Annotated in this window: 12 protein-coding genes; 6 read left to right on the top strand and 6 right to left on the bottom strand. The window is 41.7% G+C overall.

The window, feature by feature from the left end; genetic code table 11:
• Window positions 1-238: 238 nt before the first annotated feature.
• From P2W71_RS02035 to P2W71_RS02010, 6 genes are all read right to left on the bottom strand, one after another.
• Complete coding sequence (locus P2W71_RS02035; RefSeq protein WP_276366376.1) at window positions 239-1,495, bottom strand: class I SAM-dependent methyltransferase; 1,257 nt, start codon at window positions 1,493-1,495, stop codon at window positions 239-241.
• 307 nt (window positions 1,496-1,802) lie between these two features.
• On the bottom strand, window positions 1,803-2,717 hold the full coding sequence (locus P2W71_RS02030; protein ID WP_276366372.1) for an NAD-dependent epimerase/dehydratase family protein: 915 nt from the start codon (window positions 2,715-2,717) through the stop codon (window positions 1,803-1,805).
• A 155-nt stretch (window positions 2,718-2,872) separates the two neighbouring features.
• On the bottom strand, window positions 2,873-4,411 hold the full coding sequence (locus P2W71_RS02025) for a YifB family Mg chelatase-like AAA ATPase (RefSeq protein WP_276366370.1): 1,539 nt from the start codon (window positions 4,409-4,411) through the stop codon (window positions 2,873-2,875).
• A gap of 16 nt (window positions 4,412-4,427) precedes the next feature.
• Entirely contained in the window at window positions 4,428-4,754 is a 327-nt protein-coding gene (locus tag P2W71_RS02020) for a hypothetical protein (protein WP_276366368.1), read from the bottom strand.
• Window positions 4,755-4,923: 169 nt separating this feature from the next.
• Entirely contained in the window at window positions 4,924-6,756 is a 1,833-nt protein-coding gene (locus tag P2W71_RS02015) for an ABC transporter ATP-binding protein (protein ID WP_276366365.1), read from the bottom strand.
• A complete protein-coding gene (locus tag P2W71_RS02010; protein WP_276366362.1) occupies window positions 6,756-8,450 on the bottom strand; it encodes a hypothetical protein in 1,695 nt (564 codons plus the stop codon). The genes P2W71_RS02015 and P2W71_RS02010 overlap by 1 nt, the downstream gene beginning before the upstream one ends.
• Window positions 8,451-8,640: 190 nt before the next feature.
• On the opposite strand from P2W71_RS02010, the gene P2W71_RS02005 reads away from it, so the two are divergent.
• The 6 genes from P2W71_RS02005 to P2W71_RS01980 all read left to right on the top strand — a co-directional run bounded on the left by P2W71_RS02005 (window position 8,641) and on the right by P2W71_RS01980 (window position 14,168).
• The gene (locus P2W71_RS02005; protein WP_276366359.1) at window positions 8,641-8,889 is read left to right on the top strand and encodes a type B 50S ribosomal protein L31; all 249 of its coding nucleotides are present in this window, start codon (window positions 8,641-8,643) and stop codon (window positions 8,887-8,889) included.
• 127 nt (window positions 8,890-9,016) lie between these two features.
• Window positions 9,017-10,183 carry a GlmU family protein gene (locus tag P2W71_RS02000; RefSeq protein ID WP_276366356.1) on the top strand — a complete coding sequence of 389 codons (1,167 nt, stop codon included), beginning with the start codon at window positions 9,017-9,019 and terminating at the stop codon, window positions 10,181-10,183.
• Window positions 10,184-10,208: 25 nt separating this feature from the next.
• Window positions 10,209-11,330, top strand: a complete 1,122-nt coding sequence (locus tag P2W71_RS01995; RefSeq protein ID WP_276366354.1) for a DNA polymerase III subunit delta' — start codon at window positions 10,209-10,211, stop codon at window positions 11,328-11,330.
• Window positions 11,327-12,262 (top strand): hydroxymethylbilane synthase, encoded by a 936-nt coding sequence (hemC, locus tag P2W71_RS01990; RefSeq protein WP_276366351.1) that lies wholly within the window; start codon window positions 11,327-11,329, stop codon window positions 12,260-12,262. The genes P2W71_RS01995 and hemC overlap by 4 nt, the downstream gene beginning before the upstream one ends.
• A 57-nt stretch (window positions 12,263-12,319) precedes the next feature.
• A complete protein-coding gene (locus tag P2W71_RS01985) occupies window positions 12,320-13,177 on the top strand; it encodes a peptidylprolyl isomerase (RefSeq protein ID WP_276366347.1) in 858 nt (285 codons plus the stop codon).
• 88 nt (window positions 13,178-13,265) lie between these two features.
• Complete coding sequence (locus P2W71_RS01980) at window positions 13,266-14,168, top strand: SDR family oxidoreductase (protein WP_276366345.1); 903 nt, start codon at window positions 13,266-13,268, stop codon at window positions 14,166-14,168.
• Window positions 14,169-14,179: the final 11 nt, after the last annotated feature.

Raw genomic sequence — 14,179 nt, 5'->3', positions numbered from 1 at the left:
TTTGTTTCGAAGTAAGGGTTCAACCGACTTATAAACCCTATATCAATAAATGGTTGAACCCTGGATTTCGAAATGCCGGATGTGCAATGGCAATTTTTGTTCCCTACTCGAAATGTTGTTGTATGGCACGGATAAGGCACGAGCGTCCTAAACGCTGTACATATATGAAAATTAACGTTCACATTCGAACATGCAACGCAATAGTATAAACTAATAATAAATTTGACGTAGTTCCTTGTTACGCTGCCTTCGTCGTAATGGTTGAATTGAAGATCTTAAAATCCGGAATGAATACAACGAACTGACAACCCCACTCGCTAACATAAGAAAGTTGTTCCATAATTTCTTCCTTGAGATTCCATGGAAGAATAATGATGTAGTCTGGCCGTGATGTCTTTATTTTTTCTTCATCGAATACAGGTATATGACTTCCGGGGAGGAACTTGCCTTGCTTTGATGGCGCAGCATCTACGACAAAGTCAATCAAGTCATTGCCTTTGATACCGGCATAATTCAGAAATGTATTTCCTTTTGCTGCTGCTCCGTAAGCGGCAACTTTTTTTGCTGAATTTTTTTGCTCTAACAGGAAGCCCAATAGCTTATATTTTAGATCATCTACTCTCAATTGAAAATTTTGATAGTAGGCCATAGTGGTCATGCCGGCTGCTTGCTCCTTCAATAACATCTCATTTACGTGTGTAGAGATTTTTTTGTTGGTATCTTTTTTATGCTTGGCAAATATCCGAAGAGAACCGCCATGCGTGGGAGTTTCTTCAACATCAAATAACTCTAAGGCATGTGCCTCAAAAATTTTCTTTACAGTAGTGAAAGATAAGTAAGAAAAATGTTCGTGATAGATCGTATCGAACTGACAGTCTTCCACCAATTTTAAAAGATGTGGAAATTCCATGGTAATCACGCCGTCACGTCGCAAAGCTACCTTTAGTCCCTCAACAAAATCATCGATGTCAGGAACATGTGCAAGAACATTATTTCCAACAAGCAAATTAGCTTTCTTTTTGCGGTGGCTAAGCTTATTTGCAAATTCGGTACTAAAGTAATCTATGAAGGTGGGAATGCCTTTTAAGATCGCCACGTTAGCTGTGTTTTTTGTTGGCTCAACGCCTAAGACAGGTACGCCTCTTTCTTTAAAATGTTGCAACAGGTAGCCATCGTTTGACGCGATTTCAATAACAAAAGAATTTTCATTGTACCCAAAGCGTTCGATCATGGCCTCAACGTATTGCTTGGCATGTTCGACCCAACTTTTGGAATATGATGAAAAATATACATAGTCGCCATTGAATATCTCTTTAGCCTTCTTGTATTCGTCAATTTGAACGAGGTAACAGGAATCACATACGAAGATACTTAGCGGAAGATAGACCTCCGGTACGTTCAATTGCTCTTCTGTTAAGAAAGAATTTGACGGGGGGCTATTAACAAGATCAACGAATTTTACAGTGAGCGGTTTTTTACAAAATCTGCAGTTCATAGAGCGACAACAATAACAATAAGACGTATAATTTTTTGTGGAATCAAATTAGATTGTTCTCCAAGATTCACCTATGACGAAAATCATTATCGGTCGAGATTTCTGTGAGTGACCAATTAAATAGTTAATTATTCATTAAGAAAGCGTCTATCCAACCCATCTATATTGGGTAGGTAGAATAAATACTAATAGAATGTCAATGAGAAAGAAAATAGCGATTCCGCAGCCAAGGACGTCCATTTTTTAAATTCGGCTCCCGTAAGAGATTATTAATCTGGATTGGCAATAGATATTTTGCAAAATTGGTCTAAACGATTATTGAAGCAATTCCATCTTTATAAGAAGTAGCGCGCATGCCCATCGCTTTTTCTGCTTTACTGCTATTGAAAATATAATCGTTTTCAAATTGATACATCATCTCCACGATTTCACTAAGTACGGGTACAAATAATCCCAGTATCCTAACTCCAAACTTAGGCAGCCTGCTTACTCCCCTAAAAGTTATGCCTTTTGCTTCACAGGCCGTTCGAATAAAGTCTTCTCCTGTTATGGCTTCATTACTTGTAAGTGCGTGCCATGTCTGATTAAACGCGGTAGGAGTATTACCAAGAATAGCAACCGTCTTTCCGGCATCCGGTGTATAAGTAAAGCTATGGATAGCCTTTGGATCGCCGATCCATTGGGGCTTCTTTCCTGCTTTCAGTCTTTCCGTAACAGTACTGTGGATCATACTCTGAACAACATGCGGGCCGTAAAAATCAGCAGACCTCACAATCATAGCATCAAGATTTCTTTGCTTGATTTCATCTAATAACATGGTAGCAATGCGCGCGCGGACTTCTCCCTTCTTACTAATCGGGTTGAAGGGAGTTTCTTCGTTCATAGAGCCCCTTACCAAACCATATGCATAAACGTTGTCAAAGAACACGAGCTTGCTGTTATGTTTTTTACAAGCATCAATGGTATTACGCATTAGCTTAGGCCATTGCTCCTGCCAGGTTTTGGTGTCGTATTTGAGCCCGGCAAGTAAGTATACAATGGCACTTCCTGCAACGGCCTTTTCCGTCTGTGGGTAGTTTAATAAATCGGCGTGAACCGTCTCATCAGAAGCATTTACTTTTCTGGGCTGCCGGCTTACTTGGCGAATTTGGCTAGTGTATTTCGGGAGGTTCAGCGAAAGTTCCTGGCCAATGCTTCCATTTGCACCTAGTATGGTTTGCATAAACATGTTTCTTTACGAAGATAAGATGATTTTTGTAAAGTGATTAGGTAACAGGCGCCTCTTTGGTTTGCCAGACCAAATGCCGAGATGCTAACAATAGCTCAAGACACTCTTCAAAATTTCGTTTAGGCAATCTCCCTTGTAAGGGATTTGTTTTAACCGGCCCAACCATCTCTATCCAAACTTCTATACTGGATTGCTTCCGCTAAATGTTCGGTTTTAATCTCTGCGGAACCGGCGAGATCAGCCACCGTTCGGGAGACTTTCAAAATTCGATCGTACGCACGCGCTGAGAGCCCCAGTCTTTCCATAGCAGTTTTCAATAAACTTTTACCCGCCTCAGTTACAGCACAAATTTCTTTAACCTGGTTAGACGCCATCATCGCATTGCAGTACACGCTTTCCTGACCCTTAAATCTTTCACCTTGAATTTCACGGGCTCTCACCACGCGTTCCCTAATTTCAGTACTGTTTTCTGATTTCCGATTGGCGGTCATCTCATCAAAACTCACGGGAACAACTTCAACATGCAAATCGATACGGTCAAGCAATGGTCCGCTTATTCGACTTAGATAACGCTGCACGACGCCTGGCCCACATACACATTCTTTTTCAGGATGATTGTAATATCCGCAGGGGCAAGGGTTCATGCTTGCGATTAACATAAAGTTTGCGGGATATTCCAACGACACTTTTGCCCGTGAAATAGTTACCCTACGTTCCTCCATTGGCTGCCGCATGACTTCTAATACGGTGCGTTTAAATTCAGGCAGTTCGTCCAAAAATAAAACCCCATTATTAGCGAGCGAAATTTCTCCCGGCTGAGGATTTCCCCCACCACCCACAAGGGCAACATCAGAAATTGTATGATGTGGTGCGCGGAATGGCCTGGTAGTCATTAGTGATGAATTGCGTTGGATACGTCCGGCGACTGAATGGATTTTTGTCGTCTCCAATGCTTCGTTTAAAGTCAGTGGAGGTAAAATTGTCGGTAGCCTTTTCGCTAGCATCGTTTTACCCGCTCCCGGCGGACCAATCATAATTACGTTGTGGCCGCCGGCGGCAGCAATTTCGAGAGCACGTTTTATATTCTCCTGACCCTGCACATCTTTAAAATCTGTATCGTAGAAATTCAGCTTTGCTGAAAAAACATCGCGTGCATCAATATGCACGGATTCGATGACCATATTTCCCTCCAAAAAATTAACGGCTTCCCGCAGGGTTGTCACGGGATACACTTCAAGTCCATCGACAATCGCGGCTTCTTTGGCATTATCTGCCGGCAGGATAAAGCCTTTGAAATTTTCTCGCCTTGCTTGCATCGCTATCGGGAGCACACCCTTGATAGGGCGCAACGTGCCGTCTAGAGCTAATTCGCCCATAATGATGTATTCCTCTAGTTTCTCTGTCAGGATCTGGCCAGAGGCTTTAAGAATGCAAAGTGCGATACCCAAATCATAGGCAGAGCCTTCTTTTTTGATATCGGCAGGCGCGAGGTTTACAACTGTTTTTTTTCGCGGCATAAAATAATCTGCACTTTTCAGCGCTGACTCCACGCGATGCTGACTTTCCTTGACAGCACTATCCGGTAGGCCGCTCATAAAATAACGGAGTCCCTGGTCTACGCTTACTTCGACCATGATGGTACGCGCGTCAACCCCGTGGACTGCTCCTCCAAAGGTCTTGGCTACCATAATTGAAAACTGTTAATTACCCGTTCTTGGGAGTTGTGGGGGTTTTGGGAATGTTGAGTGACTTTGATTCTTCCTGAAGATCGAAAAGTTTTGCCTTCAACGTGTTGAGCTCGTGCGTTAGCGCGGCTTTTTCTTTTTGTGTTTCGCGATTGATAAACCATGACCAGATAACGTCTATTATAACTAAAATTAAACCTAACAGTGCCCCATATTTAAACCATGGAACGTATTGAACCATACTAAACAACATGGAAGTATTATTCTCAAGAATTAGGGTAAAGATAAATGCCCCCAGGTTAAATGCTGCGAAAATTGCATAGAAGATTAGCCTGTTCTTTGTCATTTGTGCGGTTACTCGTGTTTAGTTAAAGGTAGCGGAATTTTTGTATCGTTGAAAGTTTTGGCGAAAAGTTATCCGTTACAACAAACCGGGTATATGGATGAATGGTTTTTATGTTAATTATATTCTCGGGTCGACATCCAAAACATTTCGATTACGGCTTGCCTCCTTGCTACACTTTTTGGATCTCAATCAATTTCCTGTACAATCCTTCTCCTTCTAAAAGCGCGTCATGTTTACCACGTTCTATAATTTGGCCGTTTTGTATCACAATGATTTCATCGGCGTGCTGAATGGTGCTAAGCCGATGCGCGATGATTATAGAGGTTCGATTTTTCATCAGGTTATTCAGGGCATCTTGTACCAACCTTTCGGATTCTGAGTCCAGCGCAGAGGTTGCTTCATCTAAAATTAAGATTGGGGGATTTTTTAATACGGCGCGAGCGATGCTTATGCGCTGTCGCTGGCCACCGGATAATTTTGAACCCCGCTCCCCAATGGTAGTCTGGTATCCATTTTCCATTTGCACTATGAATTCATGGGCATGCGCTACCTTGGCTGCGTGAATGACATCTTCCTCCCTAACATTTTCCATTCCGAAAGCAATGTTGTTGAAAATGCTATCATTAAAAAGAATAGACTCCTGCGTCACCACACCCATTTGCTTTCGCAAAGATTCAATATCATAGTCCGCAAGGGAAACACCGTCTAGTAAAACTTCACCTTCGGTCGGATCATAGAACCGGGGCACCAGATCTGCCAAGGTAGATTTGCCTCCACCTGATGGACCGATGAGGGCAATGGTTTTTCCTTTTTCTACCGTGAGGTTGACCTCTTTTAGAACCAATTCGCGTTCGTATGCAAAGCTTACGTTCTTAAATACAATATCTTTTTTGAAATCTTGAAGAAATACGGGATTAGGTTTATTCTTCACCAATGGTTCAATGTCAATCGTATCAAAAATGCGTTGTGCAGAAACAGTTCCTTTTTGAACGGAGGTAATGCCGTTTGAAAAATTTTTGGCAGGTTGGATCACTTGCGCAAAAAGGCCGAGGAAAGCAATAAATCCTTCAGGACTTAGACTCGAGTCTTCACTTAACACAAGAGAGCCTCCGAAGTATAATATTCCCGCTACAATCATAACTCCTATTGTTTCGGATACCGGAGAGGCCAACTCATTTTTTCGCGCGATGGAAAGATTTACGTGCCTATGATAAGTCGTTTCTTTGTCAATTTTCCTAAGAATAAAATTGCGAGCATTAAAAGCATTCACGATCCGCATACCACCAAATGTTTCGTCCAGAATATTTACAATTCTTCCTAAGGACTCCTGACTTTGAAAGGCACGTTTTTTCAGACGCTTAATAAGTTCAGCTAAAAGCCCACCAGTAATAGGCAATACAATTAATGTAAAGAATGTAAGCTTGGCCGAAATGAAAAATAGAACACCAAAATACACGATGATAGTAATAGGTTCTTTTAGCACGAACTTCAAACTATTGACAACCGCATTTTCAACTTCCGCTACATCATTTGTAAATCTTGAAATTAAATCGCCTTTTCGCTGATCGTTGAAATATCCGATATGAAGTTGAGAAACATTTTTAAAGATGTGCATGCGTAAATTTTTCACCACATCAACCTTCACGTGAGAGGCTACCATGCGCTCCATATACTGGAAAAGATTTTTTAGCAGGATACTAATAATCACCAGCACGCAGATGAACAATAGTGCAGTCGTTGGGCCGTGATCGCGGATAACCCGCGTAAAGTAGTAATCGAATAATTCGATGGCGTAGTTGATACTGAAGGTGAAATCCGGTAGGTTAGCCGGTACAACAACATTACTGCTGTCCCGGTTCTTGTATAACATTCCGAACATGGGTACCACCAAGGCAATGTTGGTCACACTAAATATAATTCCGAACACCGAAAAAATCAGAAACTGAACAAGGCGTGGTGCCAGGTTAGGTGCATAATTAAAAATACGAAAGAACGTTTTCATTAAAATTCGTAAAGCCGTTTCGGAATATTCCAGCGCAAAGCTAAGGAACTTATAGTCGTATTATTGTTGTACGCCGGCAACGGACTTTCGCTTTTACGAATAACTACATTGGCATCGATAAACAGATTATGCTTTAACATCCATGAAACCGAAAAGCTTCCAAACAAAATATCATTTGAAATACCCTGGCCTATTGTATTTCCATACTCCTGCTGTCGGGTTGAACTACTTTTTAAAATATTGCCGCCCCAATTTACACCGGTCGTATCCCTGCCTGTTTTTGTAAAGACCAGTTTCGCCACCACATTTAATCGCGGCAAGGGCTGGTAACGAAGAATCCCAACGAACTCTGTAAGATTTGCCCCCAATGGATGGGCAATCGGCTGTTTATAGCTGGAGTAATTTCCGTAGTTGGTGGTATGCGAATAAGTATAGGGTCTTATAATGTTTATTTCTCCCTGGAGGTCCAGATTTGGCAAACCAAATGCATCCACATATTTTCCTCCGCCCTGTACGGCAAACTTATTTGCCCACCATCCATTGCCATCGCGGATGTTATCAATGACGAATTCATCCAATAACAATTGTCCGTAAAACGAAATTTTTCTCGCGGCATTCCACTTGAAATCAAAACCGAGCAGCACATTGTCGCTGCTTCCATTTTGTTGTTCTATAGCACGGTAAAAAATGATGGGATTCAGATAGTCCAACCTGAAATGATCGGTGCCGGTAGAATCATCGGCACTGAAAATAACAGCTTCAAAAACGCCGATATTCAATTTTTTACCGATGTTGATGCTAAGGTGATGAAGTGCGTTAAACTTATTTGGATACCCGCCTTTGTTATCCCGAAGACCACCCAACCCGCCGGTCACATCGGCTGTCATTTGGTTGACGACGAACATGTAATTGATCTTCCAGACATTTACATTTCCCTTTATAAACCATGCGGGTGGAGCAAAGTCAGAAAAAATCAGAGAACGATATCCATTGCCAACGAAAAACCGGTCGTGACCAAACTGCATGTTGATGTGTTTGGTAGCCTCGAAGGTGATGTATCCGCGAGCTTGTAGAAAATCAACACCCTGGCCATTTTTATATTCTTTCCAAAAACCTTCATGGGGGATGACCGGGTTTTGTGCCATCTGCTCCCACACATAGGAAGGTAAAACAGCTTGATTGTCGGTGAGATAACTGTAAAATCCAACTTTCTTATCCACCATGCCCCTGACTTCAACACCACGGCCATTGATTAAAAATGCGTCCTCTCTCCTCGAATCGTCCCCATATCCCAGGTACAGAACGGGGTTGACATGTAGATCAAATGCCTCTTCGTCTACATGATACAAATCCGACTTTTTTCTGTAGAAAGCTTTTAGGACTGGCCGTTTACTGTCGTTGGTTTCAGGACGAGCCCATTCCCAATTATCGTTTTGAAGGTATTCCAGATTAAATTGATCTGCTCTGGAAGAAAATAGTCCTTCTTGAGAAAGGGAGTCCGCGAATGCGGCAATCGCCGAACGTTTATAAGGTTTAATCGCTGTAAAAATTTGAGGCATTATCCGCCCTGCCTTTACTTCGTAGCGATCTATCCAATGATAGTAATCTTCATTCAGTGGAGCATAATTACTTTGGGCCGAAAGGGCGACCGGCAAACTGCAAAAAATAATTGCAAACAGTTTTTTTATAATCATAGCGGCTAAATTAACGATCCTCAAATTAGGAATTTGAGTTAATTCCTGTGAATTCTTACAGGAAGTGATGAAAAGAGACCAGAATGGCTGAAAATAGAGGTGTCAGGAAAAATTTAGAGAATGCAGCTCTTGTATATCTGTTTGACCTCCTTATCTTTGCAGTCCTTTTAGGGAAAAACGTAGAATTCATATGAAAAAAGGCATTCACCCGGAATATAGAGAAGTGATCTTTTGGGATACTTCAAGCGATACAAAGTTTATCAGCCGTTCAACTTCTAACACAAAAGAAACGGCTAAGTGGGAAGATGGAAAAGAATACCCTGTAATCAAAGTCGAAGTTAGTTCAGCATCACATCCCTTTTTCACAGGCAAAAAGATGTTCGTAGATACTGCCGGCCGTGTGGAAAAGTTCAAGAACAAATATCAGAAGAAAGCATAATTCTTCTTCTTTTCGTGGAGAAAAGTGAAAGCCCTGCCATTAGCGGGGCTTTTTGATTTTCTGAGCACACGCACAATTTATCCCATTGAATTCTTCTTCGTTATCAATCCCGGTTTATTTTTGAGGAATGAATATTATCCTATTTGATGATCCTGCGATTCGCATGGCGTTGCTTCCATTCACATTCACCCGTCCTGTTTCTGGAGTCCGCGTCGGTATCATGACCATTGCAGAAAAGTGGCAAAAGCGATTGGGTGTCGAAGTCTCCTATAAAACGGAAGATTATCTCCAAAGGAAATTTCCGATTGTCTCTACTTTAAATAATCTGCTGATCAATGGCGCAATATGCCCCGATGATTTATTGCTCGACACAGTCAGGGCTTTGCCGGATGGATATTACCTCGTGAACGGTTCCTTACTCATTGCTGCTCGGAATCCGGAAGACGAAATGACCGCCCAGAATACTATTGAGTACGAAAATTCATTTACCATTATAGATCATACCTGGAAAATATTCCGGGAAAACGCGGATCAGCTTAAAAAGGATTTCAAGCTCTTAACACAGGGACGAAAATCTTTCCCCATCAAGGATAGATATACTGCCGTTTATAACGAAGAGAATATTTTTGTGGAAGAGGGGGTAACTATTCTCGCCGCGGTATTGAATGCGGAAAGCGGGCCCATCTACCTCGGCAAAAACAGCGTGGTGCAGGAGGGTGTCGTCATCCGGGGGTCGTTTGCTTTATGCGACAATGCTCAAGTCAATATGGGTGCCAAGATCCGTGGCGATACAACGATAGGCCCATACTGTAAGATAGGAGGTGAGGTCAGTAATTCGGTGATCTTCGGCAACAGCAACAAAGCACATGATGGCTACTTAGGCAACTCAGTACTTGGCGAATGGTGTAATCTTGGTGCCGGGACGAACACTTCAAATCTTAAAAATAATTATGATACGGTAAAATTATGGAGCCACGTTGACAATGGTTTTAAAAATACCGGACTTCAATTTTGTGGATTGATGATGGGAGACCATAGCAAAAGTGGCATCAGCACAATGTTTAATACCGGTACCGTTGTAGATGTATGTGCAAATATTTTTGGCAGCGGAATGCCACCAAACTACGTACCTTCTTTTGCCTGGGGAGGTGCCAATGGATTTACCACCTATAAGATAGAAAAAGCTTTTGACACCATTAACAAAGTGATGAGCAGAAGAAATGCTGATTTTAGTGAAGATGATCAGGATATATTGGCGCATCTTTTTAAGATGACTTTACACACAAGAGTTTAAACAAAAAAAATAAATTGTAATCCTAGTGTTATTTAGAAACATACCGGGACTGTCCGAGACAAAAAAACTTCTTATCGATGCTGTTAAGAATAACCATACACCCCATGCACAGCTGTTTGTAGGCGCCGAAGGTGCCCTCAATTTGCCACTAGCCCTAGCGTATGCTACTTATTTGCATTGCCAGCAGCGAGGCGAAGTGGATGCGTGCGGCACATGTTCTGCTTGTTCGAAAAATTTGAAATTCATTCATCCTGATACACATTTTGTCTTCCCGTTAAGTAATGCAAAAGGAGATAAGGATGAAGAGCGGTTTAAAGCTGAAATAATGAAATCATGGCGTTCGTTCTTACTTGAACAACCTTTTGGAGGTCTAAATGACTGGACAACTTTTTATGGTGGTGAGGATAAACAAGCGTTGATCTCCCGCGAAGAAAGCCGCGAGATTATCAAAACGCTTTCGTTAAAACCATTTGAGAGTGCATACAAGGTAATGATCATATGGCAGCCCGAACTTATGCATCCGTCGGCTGCTAATGGAATTTTGAAAATACTGGAAGAACCTGCAGCACATACTTATTTTATTTTAATCACCAACGCAGCTGACAAACTTCTGCCGACGATTATTTCAAGAACGCAAATTATTACCGTTCCATTGTTAAGTGACCATGAGGTTGAAGATCAACTTATCATGCAAGGTGTAGAACAAAGTAAAGCACGGAAGATTGCCCACCTTGCTGAAGGTAATGTTAACATGGCACTTAAATCTATTGAAAGCCAGGAAGATGATAATGCCACGCTTTTTATCGAATGGATGCGTGCCTGCTTTAAAAAAAGTTATGCTACCTTGGTAAGTCAGTCAGAGCGCTATCATGCGCTTGATAAACTGAGCCAAAAAAATTTGATGGCATATAGCATGAATGTTTTACGCGAAACATTACTTACCCTTTCGGGAGCGGATGCGATTAATCGTTTGCAGGGAGAAGAACTTAAATTTGTGCAGGGTTTTAGTAAGGTGATGAATGTTGAAAAAATTGATAAATCCTTTGGGCTTATGAGCGAAGCCAGCTATCACCTTGAACGCAATGGAAGCGCGAAAATGATTTTTCTGGACCTGTCTCTGAAGCTCTCTAAAATTATTAATCCATGAACAAGATTTTTCGCATTGGAACCCGGGGTAGTAAGCTGGCACTTTGGCAGGCTGAACATGTTGCTAGCCTGATAAAACCCTCTGGGTATGATTGTGAAATTGTACCGGTTGAAACACGTGGAGATAAAATCCTGAACGTAAGCATCTCTAAGATCGGTAGCAAGGGCGTATTCACGGAAGAAATAGAGGAGAAACTTTTGGACGGATCTATTGACATCGCGGTACACAGCGCAAAGGACCTGTCTTCAGAAATAAATGATGAGCTCGAATTAGTAGCTTTCACAGAGCGGGAGGAAGCAAATGATGTGCTCGTAAGCACAAACAAAAATATTAGTCTAAAATCTGAGAATATTAAAGTTGGTACTTCGGCTACCCGTAGGGTTGCTTTTCTTAAACATTTTTATCCTTCAATCACACCAGTCAGCATTCGGGGAAATTTACAGACACGGGTGAATAAGCTTCAGGCTGGAGAATGCGATGCATTGTTGTTGGCTTTTGCAGGGGTGCATCGAATGGGTTATGATAACTTAATTGTTGAGAAAATTGAAACAAGTTATTTCGTTCCTTCTGTAGGACAAGGTAGTATTGCCATTGAATGCCATAAGAAACTTAGTTTCGGTAAGAAAGAAATATTAGAACGCTGGGTTAACCATCCTGAAACTGAGGCTTGCATTCGGGCGGAACGATCTTTTTTGAAAACGATGCATGGGGGATGCAGTATTCCTGTATTCGGTTACGCGCATTTTGAAGGTTCGCTTGTAACATTGAAAGGTGGTATTATTTCACTCGATGGAAAGCAAGTAATAAAGGCAAAACAAACGGCTCCCGTTGAAGATGTTAAAGAGTTGGGTGAGGCTGTCGCTCAGGAAGTGTTACTTAACGGCGGAGAGGAGATATTAAAAAGTATTAAGTTAAAGGGATTGGATGTGTAAGGGTATCGTACGGTATATACGCTTCTGGTCCTATCTAAGTTTTTATAAAAATTGTCTATGAAGAAAATTAGTTTTATTTTTTTAATCTGTTCCCTGATCATCACCGGCTGTGCACAAAACAGTGACTATGTTGTTACCATCAAAACCAGTTATGGCGATATGGTTGCAATCTTATACGATGAAACTCCTAAACACAAAGAGAATTTTATAAAGCTGGCAGAGGAACATTTCTTTGATAGCACGATGTTCCACAGGGTTATTGAAGGATTTATGATCCAGGGCGGCGATCCTGATTCAAAGAATGCGCAGCCAGGCCAGCCGTTAGGGCGTGGAGGTCCGGGCTATACCATCGACGCGGAATTTAACCCTAAATTTTTTCATGAACGTGGCGCTTTATCAGCCGCACGATTAGGCGATCAGCAAAATCCAACGAAAGCATCCAGCGGAAGTCAGTTTTATATCGTTCAGGGAACGGTGATGAGTGAAGGAGAATTGAAGATCGATCAGATGAAGTTCAATCAGGCAATGCAGCAATTTTTTCAGGATTCCGTCAATCGGCCAGCCTATGATTCAATTGTCGCATTGTATCAATCAGGAAATATGAAAGGGTACCAGGATTATATTGTGCGCTTAAAACCACGCGTTGAAAAAGCAACTGGCATCAATACAGAAAAAACTGTTGCGCCTGAAATTCTCAAAGCATATACAACGGTAGGAGGAGCTCCAAATCTGGATGGCGAGTATACTGTTTTTGGCAAGGTGATTAAAGGGCTGGAAGTGGTCGACAAAATTGCTGCTGTACCCAAAGCACCTGGGGACAGACCCATTCAAGATATTCGAATGACTGTGACGGTAGAAAAAATGCCGAAAGCGCAAATCGAGAAACTATACGGGTATAAGTATCCTCAAAAGTAAGATTGAGTTTCTACATCGGAAACAATTCTCTTACGATGCAGTTTTAGGTTCAACAGACTAAAACATTTGACATCTAAACAATTAACTTGTGAAAATTCTCGTTACTGGAGCCAACGGATTACTGGGCCAAAAGCTCATAGAACTTTTAGAAAAGGACGATACCATTCAGCTAATCGCAACAGCGGCAAGACCCGCGGCAATTCCCATTCACAAAGGGGAATTTTATTTGTTGGATATTACGGATTCGGCGGCTGTTGATCAGATTATCGATAAACTTAAGCCAGATGTTATCATCAACACGGCAGCTATGACACAGGTGGACCAATGTGAAGTACAACGCGAGGCTTGCTGGAAGACAAATGTTTTAGCTGTTGAAAGTTTGGTGAATGCCTGCCGGCGAAATAAGGTTCATTTCATTCATGTCTCGACAGATTTCATTTTCGATGGCACTAAAGAGTTGCTTGATGAAAATGCCATCCCGAATCCAGTGAATTTTTATGGTGAAAGTAAATTTGCTGGAGAAAAAGTAGTGATGGAGAGTGATATATCCTGGACTATTCTTCGCACTGTTTTGGTGTTTGGTGTTACAAATGATATGAGTCGTTCGAACATCGTTCTATGGGTAAAGAAAAGCTTAGAGGACGGAAAAACCATTCAGGTAGTTAACGATCAATGGAGAACGCCAACCCTCGCGGAAGATTTAGCGATGGGTTGTTATCTTGCAGCAAAGAAAAAAGCAAAGGGAATTTTTAATATTTCCGGAAAGGATTACTTATCGCCCTATGATATTGCAATTCGCACTGCCGACTTTTTCAAGCTTGATAAATCACTTATTAAAGAGTCTGATTCTATTAAATTCACGCAGCCCGCACGGCGGCCGGCAAAGACCGGTTTCATAATCGATAAAGCACGAAAAGAATTGGGGTATGAGCCTCATTCATTTGAAGAGGGCCTTCAGATACTTGCGTCACAATTGAAGTCAGTTGCTTGACAGCTTCGTGC

This window comes from Chryseolinea sp. H1M3-3 (assembly GCF_029360725.1).
Classification (GTDB): domain Bacteria; phylum Bacteroidota; class Bacteroidia; order Cytophagales; family Cyclobacteriaceae; genus Chryseolinea.
The sequence above is the reverse complement of the archived record's forward strand: the minus strand, read 5'-3'. Positions and strand labels throughout refer to the sequence as shown.